We start from the raw sequence: 20,695 nt of genomic DNA on the forward strand, positions 1-20,695 counted from the left end.
CTTGCACCTTGCAATCCACTGCGCGGTGCTTGCCCTGGCAACCAGCGCTCCACATCAAGGGACGAACTGCCACCGATTTGACGCCAACCCGCCGACTTATTCAAGGGAACCGACTACGCTTGAAGCTAAAGTCCATGATTGACTCCCCCAGGAAAGGAAGCCCTATGCACCCGTCCACTTTGCTGTACGTCAATGGATGCGAGGCATGACCTCTCGACCCGAACGGGCCAACCGACGCATTCTGATCGTCGACGATACGGCATCGATCCATCAGGATTTCCGCAAAATCCTCTGTGCCGAGGCGATCGCTGACCAGACGCTGGAGAGTATCGAGCAAAGTCTGTTCGGCACTGCGCCTGCCGTTCACCAGCGCTATACCCTGGATTCGGCCTACCAGGGCCAGGAAGCCCTGGCACTGGTGAGCCAGGCGCTGGCCGACAACGAGCCATATGCCCTGGCCTTTATCGACATGCGCATGCCACCGGGATGGGATGGCCTGGAGACCGTCGAACAGTTGTGGAACATCGACCCCAACCTGCAAATCGCCCTGTGTACGGCTTATTCGGACTACTCCTTCGAAGCGATTGAAGCGCGCCTGAAGTTCAACGATCAGTTGCTGATCCTGAAAAAGCCTTTCGACCACTTGGAAATCCGCCAGATGGCCAGTGCCCTGACCTGGAAATGGCAGTTGGCCCAGGATGCACTGCTCAAGGTGCAAAGCCTGGAGCGCACGATCGAAGAGCGTGTGCAGGAGCTGCTCAAGGTCTCGCACCTGCTGCAATACGATGCCCTCACCGGCCTGCCCAACAGCACGTTGCTCGGCGACCGCCTGACCCAGGCCATTGCCCTGGGCCGGCGCCACGATACGCAACTGGCGCTGATGTTTATTGGCATGGACCGTTTCAAACGCGTCAACAATGCACTGGGCTACCCGGTGGGCGATCAGGTGTTGCAACAGGTCAGCCAGGATCTGCTGGCAACGGTGCGTGAATCCGACTCGGTGTTCCGCTATGGCTCGGATGAATTCGTGATGATCCTCAATGACATTCATCACCCCCAGCAAACCCAGAGCATTGCCGAGAAGATCCTCAAGGCCCTCGGTCGTACCCGCCATGTCGCGGGTCATGACCTGCGTGTCACCGCCAGCCTGGGCATCAGCATTTACCCCAATGACAGTTTCAACGCCGTGGAGTTGATCAAGAACGCGGAAACCGCCATGCGTAACGTCAAGGAGCAAAAGCCTGGCCACTTCAGCTTCTTCATCAATGACATGAACCTGATAGCGCGCCAGCAACAAACCCTGGAAGCCGCGATTCGACTGGCCCTGGAGCGCGACGAGTTTGTCTTGCACTATCAACCGAAACTGGACTTGAACAGTGGACGCGTAGTCGGCGCTGAAGCGTTGATCCGCTGGTATCGCCCCGAGCATGGCTGGGTTTACCCTTCGGCCTTCATCCCGGCGGCCGAAGACAGTGGCCTGATCGTGCCCTTGAGCCAATGGGTATTGCGCCAGGCTTGCGCACAGGCGCAACACTGGCAGGCCCAGGGGTTGGTGCCCATTTGTGTTTCGGTGAACATCTCGGCTATCGATTTCCGCCAGCACGACTTTGTCGCCAACCTCGCCGTCATACTTGAGCAAACCGGCCTGGCGCCCGCCCTGTTGGAGTTGGAGATTACCGAAAGCGTATTGATGCAAAACGTCGAGGACACCGTGGCCACCCTGCGGCAGATCAAACAGATGGGCGTACGGTTGGCTATCGATGACTTTGGCACCGGTTACTCCAGCCTCAGTTATCTGCGGCGCTTTCCTGTCGATGTGTTAAAAATCGATCAGTCGTTTATTCGCGGCATGGGCCAAAGCCCTCAGGACATGCAACTGATCGGAGCCATTATCAGCCTGGGCAAGAGCCTGGACCTCACCGTCATTGCCGAGGGCGTGGAGACTGTTGAACAACTGGAGTTTCTCCAGGCGCGCAACTGTGAGGAAGGCCAGGGTTATCTGTTCAGTAAAGCCGTGGCTGCCGAGGATTTTGCCCTGTTGCTGGAACCCGGCCGCAGCCGTCTGATGCCGGGTCAATGATCCTCTGCTCACAAGGAATTGAAGTTGAGCAATACACCACTGCATTACCCGCCGGCCTTGGTGATTAGCCTGGTGTCCGGCATATGGCTGGGCAGCTCGGCGGCAATCGCCGCGCCGCTCGATGAGGCGCTCAAGCCCCTGCCAGCAGCGCCGGTGCTGGATGCGCCACGCGTTGAATTGGGGCGGCAGCTGTTCAATGACACACGCCTGTCGATCAACAACACCCTGTCGTGTGCCAGTTGCCATCAATTGGACAAAGGCGGCGCCGATGACAAACCCTTTTCCCTGGGCTTCGACGCCAAGCCCGTGATGCTCAACACGCCCACGGTGTTCAACGCCAGCCTGAACTTCAAACAGTTCTGGAACGCCCGGGTGGATACCCTGGAGGCTCAGATCGAACAAGTGGTGACCAGCCCCGTGGAAATGGGCAACACCTGGCAGACCGTGGTCGCGACGCTGGCCGCCGCGCCGGAGTATCAACGCGCATTCACCCAGGCCTACCCCGACGGCCTGACTGCCACCAACGTACAGAATGCCCTGGCCACCTATGAGCGCAGCCTGCTTACGCCCAATTCACGCTTCGATCAGTACTTGCTGGGCAACACCGAGATCCTCAGCTACGACGAAAAACAGGGCTACTTGCGATTCAAGGAGTACGGTTGTATTGCCTGCCATCAAGGGGTCAACATCGGGGGCAACATGTACCAGAAGTTCGGCGTAATGGGCGATTACTTCAAGGCCCGGGGCAACCCGGTGCAAGCCGATCTGGGACGCTACCTGGTAACCCTGGACGAGGAAGACCGCAACGTATTCAAAGTGCCCAGCCTGCGTAACGTCGCCGTCACCGCGCCCTACTTCCACGACGGCTCGGCCCAGACCCTGGAAGAGGCGATCGACGTGATGTTCAAGTACCAACTGGGGCGCACACCTTCAGCGGACGACAAGACCCTGATCGCCCTGTTCCTCAAGACGCTGACGGGCGAGTGGGCGGGCAAGCCGCTATGAGGCTCAATCGCCGCTACAGCCTGCTCCTGCTCGGTGCCGTGACCCTGGTGCTGGCCTCGATCCTGGTGTTTTTGTACATCAAGTCCTCCACTGACCAGAGCGCCAACTACACCCCGTCCCGCGACCTGATCCGCCATATCCAGCAATTGAACGCACAGTGGGACAGCGAGGTGCTCAAGGCGCGGATCGCCCTGACCCACAATTACGACCCGCTGGTCGCGCCGCTCAACGAAATGAACAGCCTTTGGGCCGAGCTGGAAGCGCGCGAGTCCCTGCACCAGCATGCCGATCCAGCCAACTGGCACGCTGTGCAAAGCCAATACCAGGCGGCGCTCCAGGAAAAAGCGCGACTGGTGGACCAGTTCAAGGCCCATAACGCATTGCTGCGCAACTCCCTGGCCTTCCTGCCGACCGCCGAGGACGATATCCAGGCGCAATTCGGCCAGCTGGACAACAACAGCCGACTGCAATTGCAGGATATCGCCACCGACACCTACGACTTGTTGCTCAGCAGTCTTGAGTTCGCGCTGGTAGCCAATGACGACAAGGCTGCAGAGATCCTTGTAGGGTTGAATAAACTGGCGATCAACAAGGAACACCTGGCAGCGGACTTCCAGGGCCCCGTCGAGCTTCTCAGCAAACACATTTCCCTGATTCTGCGTGAACAACCGGTGGTCAACAGCCTGCTTGAGCGCATCGCCGCGATCCCGCTGGCCGAGCAGTTGAATGACCTGACCAACCAACTCAATCAGGATCAACGGGTCGCCGACCTGACCGACCAGAAATACCACCGTTACCTGCTGGTATTTTCGACGTTACTGATGATGGTGCTGGTGTACCTGGCCGTTCACCTGTTGCGCAGCTTCGCCGAGATCAACCGGGTCAACCGCGCCCTGCAGGCCGCCAATGAATGCCTCGAACAACGGGTCGAGGAACGCACCCGGGAACTCAAGGACGCCCAGAGCGAGCTGCTCGACAGCGCCCGTCAGGCCGGCATGGCGGAAATCGCCACCAATGTGCTGCACAACGTCGGCAACGTGCTCAACAGCGTGAATGTCTCCGCCGACCTGGTCACCCGAAAGCTGCGGGCCAGCAAGGCCATGGGGCTGAGCAAGGCCATGCAGTTGATCAACGCGCACCCCCATGACCTGGGCAGCTTCCTGACGGAGGATGACAAGGGCAAATTGTTGCCGGGCTACCTGAATCAATTGGTGGACGCGATTGCCATCGAGCAGCAAGGCATGGCCGATGAATTGGTGCAGTTGACCAAGAGCGTCGACCACATCAAGGATATCGTCTCCACCCAACAGTCCTATGCCGGCGCCTCCAAGCTGCTGGAGCCCGTGCATATCAGCGTTCTGGTCGAAGACGCACTGCGCATGAACTCCGGCGCCTTGAACCGCCACCATGTCACGGTGGTCAAGGACTACCAGCCGGTCCCCGAGGTCATGGTCGACAAACATCGGTTGCTGTTGATCCTGGTGAACCTGATCAGCAATGCCAAGTACGCCATGTCCAACCTCAGCGACCGGCCACGCCAGATAACCCTGACGGTCCGGCTCCTGGATGAGCTGACGCTGCAGATCAGTGTCAAGGACGAAGGTGAAGGCATCCCCGCAGAGAACATGACGCGGATCTTTACCCACGGTTTCACCACCCGCAAGGAAGGCCACGGCTTCGGCCTGCATAGCTGTGCGTTGGCGGCCATCGAAATGAATGGGCGCCTGACCGCACACAGCGATGGCCCTGGCCAGGGCGCCTTGTTCACCTTGTCTATCCCCCTTGAACGTGCCGAGACCTGAACATGCCCTCTCTTTGCAACCGGCGCATTCTGCTGATTGATGACACACCGTCGATCCACGAGGACTTTCGCAAGATCCTCATGCCACCGGTCGAACAGAACCCGGCGCTGGACGAATTGGAAAGCACGCTGTTCGGCGAAACCGCCGCGCCCCTTGCCCAACCGTTTGAACTGGACTCGGCCTATGGTGGCGAGGAAGGCCTGCAGCTACTGTGTGCGGCCATGCAAGAGGCACGTCCCTACGCCCTGGCGTTTGTCGACATGCGCATGCCCCAGGGCTGGGACGGCGCACAGACTATCGAAGAACTGTGGAAAGTCGCCCCGGACCTGCAAGTGGTGGTGTGTACCGCCTACACGGACTATTCCTGGGAAGAACTGCTGTCGCGCCTCAATGCCCACGATCGGCTGCTGATTCTGAAAAAGCCCTTCGACAATATCGAAGTCCAGCAGATGGCCAATACCCTGGCCGCCAAATGGGACATGGCCCGGCGTGCCAACCTGAAAACCGCGCACCTGGAGCAGTTGGTAGAACAACGCACCGCGGCGCTGACCCTCACCAGCCAGGCCTTGCAACAGGAAATAGACGAGCGCAAGCAGCTGCAAAACCAGTTGATCCAATCGGAGAAACTGGCCTCCCTGGGGCAACTGGCTGCCGGGGTGGCGCACGAAATCAACAACCCCGTGGGCTTTGTCACCTCCAATCTCGGCACACTCGATGGCTACTTCAAGCAGTTGCAACGCATGCTCGAGGCCTATCAACAGGCTGAAACCGCATTACCGCCTGGCGAATGCCTGGAACGCCTGAGCGCCTTGCGCAAGGACATGGACCTGGACTTCCTCAAGGAAGACATCCCGATCCTGATCCGCGAATCCAAGGACGGCATCGGCCGTGTGACGCAGATCGTCAAGGACCTGAAGAACTTCTCGCGGGTCGACAATGACGATAAATGGCAATGGGCCAACCTGCAGCAAGGGATCGACTCGACCCTGAACATCGTGGCCAGTGAGCTCAAGCACAAGGCCGATGTGATCAAGCATTACCAGCCCTTGCCGGATATCGAATGCCTGGCCTCGCAAATCAACCAGGTGGTGATGAACCTGGTGATCAACGCAGCCCAGGCCATGGGCCCGGAACGCGGCACGATCACCCTCAGCAATGGTGTCGAGGGCGATCAGGTGTGGCTGGAAGTGGCAGATAACGGCTGCGGGATTGCCCCGCAGAGCCTGCAGAAAATCTTCGACCCTTTTTTCACCACCAAGCCGGTGGGCGAAGGCACGGGCCTGGGACTGTCGCTGTCCTATGGCATCGTCAAGAAACACCATGGGGATATTTCGGTGAGAAGTGAAGTCGGCACGGGCACCACCTTCCGGGTGGTGCTACCGATCCGCCAGACAGCGTGACGCCTTTGCTGTTCAGGCTTGAGCAGGCTTGGGAGCGGAACCAAACGAAGCAAATCGCTTGTTGAACCCGGCAATCCGCCCTTCGACCTGGGTCTTGCGCTGCTGGCCGGTGTAGATCGGGTGGGAAGCGCTGGACACGTCGAGGGCCATATAAGGATAAGTCTTGCCGTCGCTGTGTTGATGGGTGCGGTCCGTGTCCACCGTTGAACCGATCAGGAAAAACACATCGGCGGCAGTGTCGTGGAACAGTACGGTGCGATAGTCAGGGTGGATACCAGCTTTCATAGGGCCTCCGGGGCATCTGGACAAAATAAATACGTTATACAGTAACGCAAATAATGCACCCAAACGAGAACCTATTGCAATACCGATAGAAGCCCAGGTTCTATGCGGTTGCCCTGGCAAGGAACTCGCCCGTAAGCTGGGACTCAGTCTTGAACCGTGAACCCGCCTAAAGAAAAGAACCTTGTAGGAGCCGGCTCCTACAGGTCATAGAGAGTCCGAACCCAAGGAAACCGTATGAGCCTGTCGTTGCTTAGCCGTTATGCATTCTTTGCCCTGTGCGTCATTTTCACTCTGGCCAGCCTGCCCTTTATCCAACACGAATGGTTATGGCCGATTACCCTGGTCACCGCTGTACTGAGCCTGATCGGCGTGTTCGACCTGCTGCAAAGCCCCCATGCGGTACGCCGCAACTACCCGATCCTGGGCAATATCCGCTACCTGGTGGAAGGCATTCGCCCGGAAATCCGCCAGTACCTGCTTGAATCCGACAGCGACGCCCTGCCCTTCTCCCGGGCCCAGCGCTCGCTGGTGTATTCGCGGGCGAAAAACGAAACGGCTGACAAGCCCTTCGGCACCCTGATCGATGTGTACCAGTCCGGTTTCGAGTTTATCGGCCACTCCATGCGCCCGGCGCCGCTGAGCGATCCCAGCGCATTCCGCGTGATCGTCGGCGGCCCGCAATGCACTCAGCCGTATTCGGCCTCGGTGTTCAATATCTCGGCAATGAGCTTCGGCTCGTTGAGCGCCAACGCCATTCGCGCCCTCAACCAAGGGGCCAAGCTCGGCAACTTTGCCCACGACACCGGCGAAGGCAGCATCAGCCCCTATCACCGCGAACATGGCGGCGACCTGACCTGGGAACTGGGCAGCGGCTACTTCGGCTGCCGCACCAGCGATGGTCGTTTCGACCCGGAGCGCTTCGCCGTACAGGCGCAAAACCCGCAAGTGCGGATGATCGAAATCAAGATGAGCCAGGGCGCCAAACCGGGCCACGGCGGGATCCTGCCCAAGCACAAGGTGACCAAGGAAATCGCCGAGACCCGCGGAATCATGATGGGCGAAGACTGCATCTCGCCGTCACGCCACAGCGCGTTTTCCACGCCGATCGAGTTGATGCAGTTCATCGCTCAATTGCGTGAACTGTCCGGCGGCAAACCGGTGGGTTTCAAATTCTGCCTGGGCCACCCGTGGGAGTTCATGGGCATAGCCAAGGCCATGCTGGAAACCGGAATCCTGCCGGACTTTATCGTGGTCGACGGCAAGGAAGGCGGCACCGGCGCCGCCCCCGTGGAGTTCACCGACCATATCGGCGTGCCCCTGCGTGAAGGCCTGCTGTTTGTGCACAACACCCTGGTGGGCCTGAACCTGCGCGACAAGATCAAGCTCGGCGCCAGTGGCAAGATCGTCAGCGCCTTTGATATCGCCAGCGTCTTGGCCATCGGTGCCGACTGGGCCAACTCGGCCCGAGGCTTTATGTTCGCCATCGGCTGCATTCAGTCGCAAAGCTGCCACACCAACAAATGCCCGACCGGCGTCGCCACGCAAGACCCGCTGCGCCAAAGGGCGCTGGTAGTGCCGGACAAAGCCCAGCGCGTGTTCAACTTCCACCGCAACACCCTCAAGGCACTGGCGGAAATGCTCGCGGCGGCTGGCCTGGATCACCCTTCACAGTTGTCGGCCAAGCACCTGGTACGGCGTATGTCGGCCACCGAGATCAAGCTGTTCTCGCAGTTGCATGTGTTCCTCAAGCCCGGTGAATTGCTCACTGGCGAGGTGAACGGCGAGTTCTATTCGCGGATGTGGCAGATGGCGCGGGCGGATAGTTTTGAGCCCCATGAAGTAGAAGCAGCTTGACCAACAAGTCGCTGGCGCCGAGTTTCGGCGCCTCTTCCCACGTTCATTTTTCCTTGAGTTGCAGAGTGTAATCTTCAGGGTCGAGAATTTCCTTGAAGACAATAAAACCAGCCTGCTCTGTCAGGTAAATCGAATAAAATTTTCTGTCCACCACTGGACTGTAAACAGCAGCATCAAACGCCACGTGATCACCTTCCACGACATTATTAATACCAAGCCTCGTCATGAACTGTGGATGCAGCAAAGCATTGGAACCACTCAATACATATCTGAGGCTAGGCATATATGTCATTGCCGCATGACCTCGCGGCAGCCAGTTACCACCCGTTCGCGGACCAACATAATAAAAAATCGGCGCAGCACTAAGTTTCTTATTCGCCACAATGTCGTAGGCAATATATTGCGCCACGGCTGACTCGAGTTCTTTCTTGGCAATCAAAATCTGCCCATAGGCATAACAAAAAGAAAACATGAGCAAAATGGGCATCACCAGAAGCAACCGCAACTTTACCCAGAGCACTCCCAGCAGATCATAACCAAGTAAAAGCAGTAACACCAACAGAGCAGAAAACCCTATATAATTCCTGGCGTCCAAGTTAGTTTCAACCAAAAACAACATCACTCCAGGCACACACAACAGCAAGATAGGTATTGTACTTATGCAGATGACCAGAACAGTTAACTTCCCGTACCCGCTGCCTTGAAGGCTGGCAATGTTTTTCAGCCAATATAAAAAACCTGCACCGGCAACGACCAGCATGACGGCAATCAACATAACGCTCCATGAATTCACCAGTAAACAGATACTGTCCATCGCGAACAAAAACTTCCCGCGCACAATACTGGCCCACTGCGAGTCAAACGGAACGGTGTTGCCACGATGACTTATATTCAACTGATTGGCTGTGAGAAAATAGATAACGCCTCCCCCCAGCAACTGCAACCCACGCTGAATCAGCAATACCAAAATTTTTCTTACCTCAACGTTATTCCTCACATTCCATAAACATTCAACACAGCAAAGCCCTACAAACAACGTAATCGTCAGCTGATACAACGCCAAGCTGATCGCAATCAATATAGCGGCAAGCAGCCCACGTAAAAATACCGACTTCTGCTCGCAGGTAACTGCATAAATAATAGCCACTACGGCCAGCATCATTCCCGGCCCATCATATTGATAACTTATATTACCCAGAAAAAATGGATTACACAGAACCGGCAACACCACCAAACATGCAAAGATATCCGGCCGCGAAAAATACCAGAATGTCAAACGTGTCATCGCCAGGGCCATGGCAAATACAGCAATAAATAATGGCAATGGAAAGATGTTGGTGGTACCACCGGTGAAGGTTAAGAACTTGTGCAAAATTTCCAGTAAAATCCGGCCTTGGTCTCTCCAGGCGGAGCCCGCCCATAACAGCGCGCGCCAATTGTCATCGACATAGGCATAGTCCGCGCGAATGATCGGGTACACATAGATCAGTGAAACCACAGTAAAAAAAACCACCACCTGTTTTTTAGTCAATACCTGTTCATTCCACATTGAGCATGCCCTCCTTCGCAGTTTTGCCCCGTATTACATCCCTCACCACGTACCTCGGCCGATGCTTGGCCTCCATATAAATCCGCCCGATGTACTCCCCCAAAATCCCGATGCCGACCAGTTGCACGCCGCCCAAAAACAGAATCGCAGTCATGATCGACGGATAGCCCGGCACCTCGTTGCCAAACACTACTTTGTCCAATACCAGATACCCCGCGTACACCAGCGCCAGCAACGAAATACAGCCACCGACATAGCTCCACAACCGCAACGGCAAGGTGCTGAAGGAAGTAATACCGTCCAGCGCCAGGTTCCACAGTTTCCAGGCGTTGAACTTGCTCTGCCCCAACGTGCGGCAAGCGCGATCGTATTCGACGATGGCCACGTTAAAACCAGCCCACGACAGCACACCCTTCATAAACAGCTGCTGCTCAGGCAAGGCCTTGATCACATCCACCACCTTGCGGTCCATCAGCCGAAAGTCGCCGACGTTTTCCTCGATGTGGGTGTAGGCAATACGATTGAGCAGACGATAGAACAGCGAGGCGCTCTGGCGTTTCAGGTAGCTGTCACTGGAGCGGTCCCGTCGCTTGGCCAGCACCACATCAGCGCCATTGCGCCATTGCTCAACCAACTGTGCGATCACTTCAAGGGGGTCCTGCAGGTCAACGTCGATCGGTATGACGGCATCGCCGGTGGCGTATTCGAGCCCGGCGAACAGGGCGGCTTCCTTGCCGAAATTGCGCGAAAAATCAATCAGCACCACATCGCGGTCGACCGATGCGATAGCCCTGGCACAAGCGGCCGTACGGTCGCTGCTGCCATCGTTGATAAACACGATCTCGACACTGTAAGCCTGCAACGCAGGTTCCCGGCGCACCGCCTGGTGAAACACGTCGATGGCCTGCTCTTCATTGAAGACCGGCACAATCAGCGACAGCTTCATGCCCCACCTGTGCGAAAGATCAGGTACTTGGATAGCAGAAATCCAACAATCAGGCTGATCAGTGAAAACGCCACGACGGTAAGCAGCCCGGGCAGTTGCCAGCGATCCCCCATCGCGCCTACCAGCAGGCTCAAGCCGCCCATGCACAGCATAAACAGCAGGTAGCGGCCCAGCGTCGCGCGCATGTCGAAGGTGTAAAGCGCGTTGGCATAGAAAGAAAAGGAAGCGGCCAGGCAGAAAGCCAGGAAGTTGCTGCACGCCTGACTAAGATCAAGGGCAGCCCTGAGCACGAAAAAGACCTGCCAATGAATCACGGTATTGGCAATGCCAATCACCGTGTAGCTGGAAAAACCCATCCATAATTTACTCATTCGGCATTGCGCTCCATCGGTCATGACCGAATTCAAGCAAGCCATCGACTGGCCGAAGCGTCTACTGTGAGAAATGACAGTTCAGCCCTGATTTACGACCAGCGGTAGAAAACCCTCCGTAAAATTGAGACATTCAGTAATACCCAGCCTTTGCAATTGCTTACAAATACCGCCAACCTGCGCCCGCCCGACGCACGGCAGGACCATTCGCGTCGCTATTCAATCCATTGTTCAAGAGCCCGCAGCCATGCTTAACGGACGCGACCCGCGCATCGATTTTTTTCGGGGCCTGGCGTTGATCTTCATTTTCTGGGATCACGTCCCTCACAACCCACTGGGCCAGATCACCCTACGCAACTTCGGCTTCAGCGATGCCGCCGAGGTCTTTGTGTTTCTCGCCGGCTACGCCTGCGTGCTGGCCTACGGCAAAATCCTGCAGGGCGAAGGCTATTGGATGGCCAGCCTGAAGATCCTGCGCCGGGCCTGGGTGTTGTATGTGGTGCATATCTTTTTGCTGGCGATGCTGATGGGCATCGTGTTCTTCGCCAACAGCAAGGTGGAGACCCGCGACCTAGTGCAGGAGATGGGGCTGACGCACTTCATCACCAACCCGCAACAAGCCCTCACCGATGAGCTGCTGCTGCGCTTCAAGCCCAACCTGATGGACCCGTTGCCCCTGTACATCGTGCTGTTGCTGGGCCTGCCGCTGGTATTGCCGCTGCTGCTGCGCAAGCCGTGGGCGGTGGTGGGTGTATCGCTGACGGTGTACCTGCTGGCGCCGCGCCTGGGCTGGAACCTGGCGGCGATTGCCGACGGTGTCTGGTATTTCAACCCGGTGACCTGGCAGTTCCTGTTCATCCTCGGCGGTGCAGCGGCGGTGCATGCCAGCCGGCCCCGAGTGCCTGATACACGGCGGTTGCGCCAGCAACCACTGTTTATCGGCGCAGCCACCTACAGCCTGCTGGCCGCGGTGATTACCCTGTCCTGGCGCTGGCCCGAAATCCACGATGCCGTGATGCCCGCCGTCGTCAGCGATTGGTTGTACCCCATCAGCAAGACCGATCTGTCACCGGTGCGCCTGTTGCACTTCCTCGCCCTGGCCTATGTCACCGCCAAGCTGCTGCCGGGTCGTGCCTGGACGCAAAACTGGCTGGCGCAGCAGAGCTGTCGCATGGGCCGCTATTCCCTGGAAGTGTTTTGCCTGGGCGTATTGCTGGCGCCCCTGGCGGACATGCTCAACGCCCAGGTCAATGATGCCTGGCCGATGCAGGTGTTCAGTGCACTGCTCGGCCTGGCGCTGATGGCGGCACTGGCCGCTTGGCTTGAGTTCAACAAAAACCTCGATAGCGCCCGGCACGTATGCCTTGCTACGGATAAATAGTTAGCCCCGGGCGCCAAACACGGGGTGATTAGATCGGCCTTCCACTTTATTTGTGAAAGGCCAACCCCTCATGCCGACCCATCAGTTAGCCAACGGCTTATCCGGCAACCTGCAATCGAGTATTACCTGGGCCCAACAGGAGGCCGTGGATCAGATACGGCATAACCTGACCCAGGCGCTGGGCAACCTCACCCTCGCGGAAAAAAAGCGCTATATCCAACTGCAGCGCGATGCCCTGGCCGCTCTGGCGGCCGTCGAAACCGAAAAAGAACGCGTGGTCCAGACCTTCAAGTCCGAAGGCATCGCGCAGTTACGCAGTCGCATTGGCGATCGCGATCCCGAAGCCTTTCAATTCCAGACCACTTACCGGGAGAAAGTCGAAAAACCTTTCCCCTGGGAGCCTCAGCCCTCCGAACGCCCACGCTATCGCCGCCGCTCCTACACTGAAGATTGGCATTACATTGACCACGTCAAAAGCATGTCGCTGTGGGAAGCGGCCTGCCTCAATTTTGGCTTCACCTATGGCCGGATCACCGAGTCTGGCTACAGTCTGGTCCAAGCCAGCAAGGTCATTGGCCCAGGCGATGACCGTAGTCTCACCGCGCAAGAGTTTATCGATGTGGCGCGTGAGCTGGACCTGGGCGGCCAACTGAAAAGAAGGATCAATGCCACCTTGGGAGAAGACGGTACCTTGCGCCGTCTGATGGAGGTTTCGGCCCGTGCGCTCCTGCAATTCGACGTGCTGGAAGCCTGGCGCAACCGTACCGAAAGCGGCCTGACCCAAGAGATGTACGAGCACCTGAACGCGGCGATCGAAGGCAGCGGGACACAACCGGAGATTGAGTCCCTGGGCCTGACATCGGGCGTTACGCTGGTGGTGGCCGTTCCATTCGTGCCCTGGGACAACATCATTCCAATCCCCCTGCTGCTGATTCGCGTCGCAGCCCTGGGCGTGCTGTCGTACTTTCCGTTCCGCCCAGGCGGGGCGCTGCGTTATCACCCGGACGCACGCAGCGCAGAGCAAGCCTTCCGCCAGCAATTGCTCGACAGCCATCAACAAGAAGACCTGGGGTGGTTTTCCCGGCAATTGCCCCTGGTGGGCATGTCCGTTTTCAGCAAACTGATCACCCGCAAACCCCGGCCAGATGGCATGAGCTGGCTTGCCGGAAAACTCTACGACGGCTTTCACAAAGCCTTCCCGGCCCGCACGCTTGACGATATCCGCTTTAGCGCAGACCCCAAGACCGAGCGGCCCGTGAGCCTGGTGCAGGCACTGACTTACCGGCAGATCCAACGCTGCCAGGCAGACCTGGATACGCTCGCCGTCGACCGCTCCGAAGCCGATTGGCAAGCCCTCAAGGACGCCGCGCAGGAGATCAAGGCGGAGATCCTCGGCTTACTCCTGACCCCGCTCCCCGGCGGTGTGATGGGCATGATGCGCACCACGCAATTGCTGATTCTCGGCAGCCTGACCTACGCCGTGATCGAAGGCCTGGACCAGGCGATCAAGGGCGACGCCAGTGCCTTTGCCAACAGTCTGACAGACGTGGCCGACCTGATCGTCAGTGGCCGGCTGACCACCACCGCAAGCCGCTTGCAGCGCCAGCGCGTACACGCGCTGATGCAGAAAATAGGCAACCCGCGCAAGATCATTCACCCAGGCGGCAGCCACCGACTGTGGAAACCCGATGCAAAACCCTACGCCCACGATCGCCAGTCGCTGCTCGACGGCCGTAGCCCGGACGCATTCGGGGTCTTCAACGTCGATGGCGAGCAATACGTCAAGTTGAGCCAGGATCAACAAGTGCTGGTGGCCAAGGTCAAGCACGACGACCAGCAACTGCGCTTCGTGCTCCAGCACCAACGCAACGACGGCTACACCCCGCCGATCGTGTTCAACCCGGCGCAACAGACCTGGGTGTTCGACCTGCACAATGTCCACACCCTATCCGACATCGAGTTGCTGCAACACATGTTGCCCGACGGCTCTTCCGGGGTGCCGGCAGCAGACCTGGAAACCATGCTGCGCAGCACCGCCACGACCCGTCAGACCCTGGACAAGGTCTGGCGCTCGGAGCCCGCGCCCTTGAACCTGACCGAAGGGGTCCGGCGTTTGCAGGTCGACCGGCTGCTACAACTGATGATCGATCGCTTCACCGAGTCCGGCTACCTGCCCCCCCACGGTGACAGCGCAGTGCTCTGTGTGCTGACGCAACTGCCCGACTGGCCGGCCAACGCCACCTTAAGCATCAGCGACCCACAGCGCACGGTGATCGAGAGCTACAGCAAAACCGAGTTGCCATCGCCCGATAGCCACGCCATCGACATTATCCGCGACGATGATGGCAACTACAGCGCCCTGAACGCGGCGCACCTGCCAGCCGATACCGACGAGCCGCTGCTGAGCCTGGTGATCGCGTTGCAACCGAGCACCTCGCGCCTGGGCCTGGAAGGCCATGCCGTGCAGACCACCGCGCAACGTATCAGTGTGGTGCGCCGAAACGTCAGCACCCTGGTCGGTAAAGAGCGCTTGACCCTGTTCAGCGCCCTGGTCAATTACGCCGGGTACGAAAAAAGCGAGCACCTTGCCCCAGCCCATGTGCGCCGTTTTCTCCCCACCAAGGCCTCGCCACCGCAGGTCGTCATCACGCCGTTGCTGAAAAAACTGCGCGATCTCAATCCCCCCTTGTCCCCGGCTAACCTGGAGCGCCTGCTGGAGCAACATCCCCTGACACCCCGTCAGCAACAGGCCTATTTGCAACATGGCGTGCTGCCCAGTGCGTTTCTTGAGCCGTTGGAAAATCACCGCACCGCGCTGCGCATCGATGCCGCCATCGACGGTTTGTACCACCCCCGCCCCTACAATGGCGACATTGACCAATGGGCCCGGGAGTTCGCCTCGGCGCTGGTGCGCAACACCCTCAAGCGCCCCTTCGTGGTCACCGAAGTGGTCGCCGGGCACGTCGCCAAACCCTACGTTTCCAGCGGCCCCGAGGACCCGACCGTGGAACTGCGCCATTACGGCAACGGCGTCTATGAGGCCTACGACATGCTCAACGGCGGGACGATTCCCGTGGCCGCCACCGTGGACAGTTTCTACCTGGCCATCGGCTCGGTGCTGCAACCCCACGAACGCCAGTTGCTGGGCATGACCAGTGCCACGGATGCCCAGGGCCTGCGCACCCGGCTGGGCGACTACATGAGCAGCCAGCGCAGCGCGGCAGGTTTTGTCAGCCTGGTCGACGGCTCGCTGATGCAGTACGAACAGACCCTGAAACTGCCCACCGACCTGGCACCTGACAGCCAGGGGATTTTTCAATGGCATGCCCAACAGTACCTGCCGCTCTACGGCTCGCTGTACCGGATCGTGTTTGACAAGAACCTGCACAAATGGCGCCTGGTCCACCCAGAAAAAGTCGGCGTCGACACCCCCGTGCTGGCGCACAACGGCCAAGGTGCCTGGCGCCTGGCCAAGGAAAACCCAATGACCTGGGACAACCACGAACTGCTGTACCGCCTGGGCAACCACATCTACGCGTTTACCGAAGCAGAGTCGGCCAACATCCTCGCCCTCACCAACACCCCGCCCAGGCTTCTGCGCCACGTCCATAGCGGCGGGCTGGCCGCTCCACCGCTGCTGACCGACACCTGCAAGCGCCTGAAGATCGAGCAGCAGATCCAGCAGTTCATCCAAGCGCTGGGCAACACCCCGATGTCACGCATTGCCCGCCCCGACTTGCAACTGCTGGTGCTTTCCAGCCTGCCCAGCTGGCCCGACAGCCACGCCATCCGTGTGGTCGATGCCGACAACCGGGTGTTCCAGCAATACCCCGAGGGCAACCGCTCAAACGACCAGGCATTGCAGGTCAAGAAAACCGACTATGAAAACGCCAGGCTGCTGGACACCGTTATCACCCACGATGAAGTGACCCAGGCCTTGCTGGGTGAACTGCCAGCGTCCCGCGATGACCGCCTGTTCAAGCTGGTCAAACTGATCGTCGAGTTCACTGAAAAAGAAAAACCTCAGTTACTCAAATCGATCTACCAGCGCAGTGAAAACGATGGCTCCGAGTTGGTGCGTCACTTCAAGGTCCATCACCCCCAATTGCCCACCAGCAGCGTCGAGGCGATTCTCGGCCAAGCCACCCCCCGGGAACTCAAGCAACTGCAGCAAAAGAAAACACCCGGCTTGCGCCTCGCGGAGCAGGCGCGCCTGTCTGCCGACGATGTGCGCCTGAACCGCGCCTATGAGGGCCTGTATAGCGACGCCTGCCGCAACGCCGACAGCGACCGGATCACCCTGCATCTGCTCAAGGATGTACCCACGTGGCCCGCGGACCTGCGCATCGACATCCACCAAGGGGATAACAGCGGGCGCCTGCTGCACAGCGCAGGCCCCCTCGACGGTCGCGAGCGGCGGCAGATCGCCAAGACCCCGCACGGCTACCAGGCCTATGACGCGACGGGCAACCCCCAGGGGCAGCCGTCAAACCAGTTGTTGGAGGTGATTGTTTCAACCTTGTCCGACAGCCAAAAAAGCACGCTGCAGGTGACCGATGAAGCGGGGATCGCCGGGTTGCGCCAACAGATTCTCACCCTGGCACTCAGCCAGCGGGTCGAGATCAAAAGCCTGCTGGACCTTAAACACCTGCAACCCTGGATGGTGCCGCCAATGGGCGGTGACCGCACATTCCTGGTGTACCCGTTCTGGAGCCAGCTCTGGCCATTTGGCGGCAATCGTCCGCCCGATCTGGTCAGCAAAGTCCAGGAGCTCTACCCACGGATGGACAACGACCTCGCCCGGCAATTCATCCGGTCGCTGAACCTGAGCGAGCCGGCGGCGCTGATTGAAATCGAACGGCGGCGCACCGAATACCAGGCCATGGACACGGCGCTGTCACGCTGGGCCGACACACCGCAGAGCGCCGACGAGCAACTGCATGACCCCCTGGGTATGCGCCTGGCCAGTCGTCGTTACATTGCCCAACAGCTGTGTGCGGCCTGGCGTCGTGAAAATCGCTCGCTCTGGCTGGCAGGGGTACTGGATGCCCAGTTCCTGGACCTGCAACTGGATGACGGCGATCTGCCCCCCGCCGACTTCATCAGCGGCACCCAGGGTTTTGCGCACATCGACTACCTGAAAATCGCGGGCAATCACTTCCCTCCAACGGGCAGTGATTTCCTGAGCAAGTTCGTCGGGTTGAGAGGCCTGCAACTGGATTGCCGCTTGACCGAGTTGCCCACCGCTATCACCGACATGTCGCAACTCACGCACCTGAACCTGCGCCACAACGACATCCGACTGACGGACGCTTCGGCCCAGCGCCTGGCGGCCATGGTCAACCTGAACGAGCTGATTCTGGACAACAACCCGAATCTGGGCGTGGCTCCGGACGTCAGCCGCATGACAAACCTCAACCGACTGTATCTGGTCAATACCGGGTTGACCCAATGGCCGATCGGAGCAGAAGCGCTCCTGCGCCTGGAGGATCTGCACCTGCAGGAAAACGCCATCACCCAGATCCCGGAAGCCGTATTCACCCATCAACGCACCGATTCACAACGCCGCGACATCCTGCTGCACGACAACCCGCTCTCGCCTAACGCCCTGGAACGCCTCGAAGACCACCGGCGCAATACGGGCGTGAGGCTCGGTGGCGCATTGACACACAGACATCATCCCGCCGTGGTTGACGGCGCCTCCCAATGGTTGAGCGGCGTGCCGGCTGCCGACATTCCGGCGCGCAGGGCACTGTGGGAACAACTCAAAACCCATGAAGGCGCAAGTTCTGAGGATGCCTTCAGGGTGCTGACAGACCTGACCCAAACCTATGCCTACATCGAAGGGGGCGCATCGCGCAACGCCTTGACCCAGCGAGTCTGGGCCTTGTTGCAGGCCATGGGCGAATCCACCGAGTTGCGCAACAACGTGTTCCTCAACACCTACGGGTCAGGCGACTGTGGCGACAGTGTGCTGCTGGCTTTCACCAACATGGAGCTTGAGCACCAGATCCACCTGGCCAAGGAGCAGAGCCGCAGCTATGCCAGTGATCGTGAGCTGATCGGCTTGTCCACCGGGCGCTTCTACCTGAATCAACTGGACTACATTGCCGACAAGTTTATTCATGATCGGGAGGTGGCCGGCCAGGAAGTCGACCCGGCCGAGGTCACAGTTTACTTCCGTGCCAAGTTGGCCGCGGAGTTCAAACTGCCCTTTCAACCGCTTGAGCTGCTGTACACGGTTGAGGACTATGTAACGACGCAGGTCCTCGACGACACACGCGCGCAACTGCGCAGGCTCGGTCAAAGCCCGGCCCTGCAAGAGTGGCTATTGATGGAAAGGTTCTGGATCGAATACTTGGCCAGGAGCCATCCAGAGCCCTTTGCGACCGTCAAGGACACCATCCGCTACAAAGTCGGACTGCTGGAGCAGGAGATACCGGACAGGCAATCGGACCAGTACCTGGAACGGCGCCAGTCCCTGATAGATCTGGAGCAGGCAGAACAAAATCGCCTGGTGCGACAACTGACCGTTGCCACCCAGGCGGCATTGCAACGCACGTAATCCCTGCCCCGGCCATTGCGGTCGGGGCACGGTGCATCAAGCCGAGCGGGGCGAACCCTGACTAGCCTGGGTCGGTTGCAGCTTGAACACGTAGAACAACACGGTCAGCAGCACCAGGAAGGCTGGGCCGACATACAACGCAATGCGGGTATCCGGGAAGTACGCCATCAGGCCCACCACCAACACCAGGAAGGCCAGCGCCAGGTACGAACTGACCGGGTACAGCCACATGCGGTACTTCAACGCCTTGTTCTCGGCGGGGCTCAGGCTCTTACGGAACTTGAGCTGCGCCAGCAGGATCATGACCCACGTCCAGATCGCGCCGAAGGTGGCGATGGAGGTCACCCACACGAATACTTTTTCCGGCACCAAGTAGTTGAGCAATACGCCCAACAGCAAGGCGAAGATCGACAGCAACAGCGCACGACGCGGTACGCCGTTGCTGGAGGTGGTGCCGAACGTCGCCGGGGCCTGGCCGTTCTGCGCCAGGCTGTAGAGCATGCGCCCGGTGCTGAAGATCCCGCCGTTGCAGGACGACAGCGCGGCGGTAATCACCACGAAGTTGATGATACCGGCCGCCGTCTTGATGCCCAGACGCTCAAAGGTCATGACAAACGGGCTGCCCTGGGTACCGATTTCGTTCCATGGGTAGATCGACAGAATCACGAACAACGCACCGACGTAGAACAGCAGAATCCGCCAGAACACCGAGCCAATGGCGTTCGGGATCGTCTTCTGCGGGTTCTTCGCTTCGCCGGCAGTCAGGCCGATCATCTCTACACCGAGGTAGGCGAACATCACCATCTGCAAGGACATCAACACGCCCTGCACACCGTTGGGCAGGAAGCCGCCGTGGGCCCACAGGTTGGAAATGCCCAGCGCCACGCCGTCATTGCCAAAGCCAAAGGCGATGATCCCGACGCCGCCGATGACCATGGCAATGATGGTGACGATCTTGATCAGTGCGAACCAGAACTCGAACTCACCGAACGCTTTTACCGCGATCAGGTTGATCGTGCCCATGCTCACCAGGGCCGCCAGGGCCCAGATCCAGCGAGGCGTATCGGGGAACCAGACGCCCATGTACACAGCGACGGCGGTGATTTCGGCAACGCAGGTCACCAGCCACAGGAACCAATAGTTCCAGCCAGTGAGAAAGCCCGCCAACGGGCCGAGGTAATCCTGGGCATAACGGCTGAACGAACCGGCGACGGGGTTATGCACCGCCATTTCGCCAAGGGCCCGCATGATCACCAGGATCGCCAGACCGCCGATGATGTACGACAGCATGATTGCCGGGCCGGCCATTTCGATGGCCTTGGCGGAACCGAGGAACAGGCCGACACCGATACAGGCGCCAAGCGCCATCAGGCGAATATGCCGTTCGCCCAGTTCACGTTTGAGCGGGCCGCCGGAAGCGGTCTCGCCGTGGGGCAGGTGATTGCCAACGGGCATAG

Annotated in this window: 12 protein-coding genes; 7 read left to right on the forward strand and 5 right to left on the reverse strand. The window is 59.0% G+C overall.

Annotation, left to right across the window (positions count from 1 at the left end; all coding sequences use genetic code 11):
* The first annotated feature begins 205 nt into the window (after nucleotides 1-205).
* The 4 genes from HBO09_RS12730 to HBO09_RS12745 are packed head-to-tail and all read left to right on the forward strand — an operon-like array spanning nucleotide 206 to nucleotide 6,287.
* Nucleotides 206-2,080, forward strand: coding sequence for a GGDEF and EAL domain-containing protein (locus HBO09_RS12730; RefSeq protein ID WP_170060912.1), 1,875 nt, complete (start codon nucleotides 206-208; stop codon nucleotides 2,078-2,080).
* A 57-nt stretch (nucleotides 2,081-2,137) separates the two neighbouring features.
* Nucleotides 2,138-3,085, forward strand: coding sequence for a cytochrome c peroxidase (locus tag HBO09_RS12735; protein WP_262381230.1), 948 nt, complete (start codon nucleotides 2,138-2,140; stop codon nucleotides 3,083-3,085).
* Entirely contained in the window at nucleotides 3,082-4,887 is a 1,806-nt protein-coding gene (locus HBO09_RS12740; protein ID WP_169993984.1) for a DAHL domain-containing protein, read from the forward strand. Before HBO09_RS12735 ends, HBO09_RS12740 begins: the two co-directional genes overlap by 4 nt.
* A 2-nt stretch (nucleotides 4,888-4,889) precedes the next feature.
* A complete protein-coding gene (locus HBO09_RS12745; RefSeq protein WP_169993986.1) occupies nucleotides 4,890-6,287 on the forward strand; it encodes an ATP-binding protein in 1,398 nt (465 codons plus the stop codon).
* Nucleotides 6,288-6,299: 12 nt separating this feature from the next.
* Here HBO09_RS12745 and HBO09_RS12750 read toward each other — a convergent pair whose 3' ends face one another.
* Nucleotides 6,300-6,572, reverse strand: a complete 273-nt coding sequence (locus HBO09_RS12750) for a type B 50S ribosomal protein L31 (protein WP_169993989.1) — start codon at nucleotides 6,570-6,572, stop codon at nucleotides 6,300-6,302.
* Between the two features lie 234 nt (nucleotides 6,573-6,806).
* Between HBO09_RS12750 and HBO09_RS12755 the strand changes: the two genes are divergently transcribed.
* Entirely contained in the window at nucleotides 6,807-8,426 is a 1,620-nt protein-coding gene (locus tag HBO09_RS12755; RefSeq protein WP_169993992.1) for an FMN-binding glutamate synthase family protein, read from the forward strand.
* A 43-nt stretch (nucleotides 8,427-8,469) separates the two neighbouring features.
* On the opposite strand, the gene HBO09_RS12760 is transcribed toward HBO09_RS12755, so the two are convergent.
* The 3 genes from HBO09_RS12760 to HBO09_RS12770 are packed head-to-tail and all read right to left on the reverse strand — an operon-like array spanning nucleotide 8,470 to nucleotide 11,292.
* Nucleotides 8,470-9,975 carry a glucosyltransferase domain-containing protein gene (locus tag HBO09_RS12760; RefSeq protein ID WP_169993995.1) on the reverse strand — a complete coding sequence of 502 codons (1,506 nt, stop codon included), beginning with the start codon at nucleotides 9,973-9,975 and terminating at the stop codon, nucleotides 8,470-8,472.
* A complete protein-coding gene (locus HBO09_RS12765) occupies nucleotides 9,965-10,921 on the reverse strand; it encodes a glycosyltransferase family 2 protein (protein WP_169993999.1) in 957 nt (318 codons plus the stop codon). Before HBO09_RS12765 ends, HBO09_RS12760 begins: the two co-directional genes overlap by 11 nt.
* Complete coding sequence (locus tag HBO09_RS12770; RefSeq protein ID WP_169994060.1) at nucleotides 10,918-11,292, reverse strand: GtrA family protein; 375 nt, start codon at nucleotides 11,290-11,292, stop codon at nucleotides 10,918-10,920. The genes HBO09_RS12765 and HBO09_RS12770 overlap by 4 nt, the downstream gene beginning before the upstream one ends.
* Before the next feature lie 247 nt (nucleotides 11,293-11,539).
* Here HBO09_RS12770 and HBO09_RS12775 point away from each other — a divergent pair, with 247 nt between their 5' ends.
* On the forward strand, nucleotides 11,540-12,673 hold the full coding sequence (locus HBO09_RS12775; RefSeq protein ID WP_169994002.1) for an OpgC domain-containing protein: 1,134 nt from the start codon (nucleotides 11,540-11,542) through the stop codon (nucleotides 12,671-12,673).
* Nucleotides 12,674-12,743: 70 nt separating this feature from the next.
* A complete protein-coding gene (locus HBO09_RS12780; RefSeq protein WP_169994005.1) occupies nucleotides 12,744-19,238 on the forward strand; it encodes an NEL-type E3 ubiquitin ligase domain-containing protein in 6,495 nt (2,164 codons plus the stop codon).
* A gap of 36 nt (nucleotides 19,239-19,274) precedes the next feature.
* On the opposite strand, the gene HBO09_RS12785 is transcribed toward HBO09_RS12780, so the two are convergent.
* A complete protein-coding gene (locus HBO09_RS12785; protein WP_169994008.1) occupies nucleotides 19,275-20,693 on the reverse strand; it encodes an amino acid permease in 1,419 nt (472 codons plus the stop codon).
* Nucleotides 20,694-20,695: the final 2 nt, after the last annotated feature.

The organism is Pseudomonas sp. WS 5027, from assembly GCF_012985695.1.
In the GTDB taxonomy this organism is placed as follows: Bacteria; Pseudomonadota; Gammaproteobacteria; order Pseudomonadales; family Pseudomonadaceae; genus Aquipseudomonas; species Aquipseudomonas hygromyciniae.

Bases quoted from the DNA above. Each gene is read 5' to 3' on its own strand.
- HBO09_RS12745 (WP_169993986.1), top strand. From the start codon at position 4,890: ATGCCCTCTCTTTGCAACCGGCGCATTCTGCTGATTGATGACACACCG.
- HBO09_RS12765 (WP_169993999.1), bottom strand. From the start codon at position 10,921: ATGAAGCTGTCGCTGATTGTGCCGGTCTTCAATGAAGAGCAGGCCATC.
- HBO09_RS12770 (WP_169994060.1), bottom strand. From the start codon at position 11,292: ATGAGTAAATTATGGATGGGTTTTTCCAGCTACACGGTGATTGGCATT.
- HBO09_RS12750 (WP_169993989.1), bottom strand. From the start codon at position 6,572: ATGAAAGCTGGTATCCACCCTGACTATCGCACCGTACTGTTCCACGAC.
- HBO09_RS12785 (WP_169994008.1), bottom strand. From the start codon at position 20,693: ATGCCCGTTGGCAATCACCTGCCCCACGGCGAGACCGCTTCCGGCGGC.
- HBO09_RS12755 (WP_169993992.1), top strand. From the start codon at position 6,807: ATGAGCCTGTCGTTGCTTAGCCGTTATGCATTCTTTGCCCTGTGCGTC.
- HBO09_RS12780 (WP_169994005.1), top strand. From the start codon at position 12,744: ATGCCGACCCATCAGTTAGCCAACGGCTTATCCGGCAACCTGCAATCG.
- HBO09_RS12775 (WP_169994002.1), top strand. From the start codon at position 11,540: ATGCTTAACGGACGCGACCCGCGCATCGATTTTTTTCGGGGCCTGGCG.
- HBO09_RS12760 (WP_169993995.1), bottom strand. From the start codon at position 9,975: ATGTGGAATGAACAGGTATTGACTAAAAAACAGGTGGTGGTTTTTTTT.
- HBO09_RS12730 (WP_170060912.1), top strand. From the start codon at position 206: ATGACCTCTCGACCCGAACGGGCCAACCGACGCATTCTGATCGTCGAC.
- HBO09_RS12740 (WP_169993984.1), top strand. From the start codon at position 3,082: ATGAGGCTCAATCGCCGCTACAGCCTGCTCCTGCTCGGTGCCGTGACC.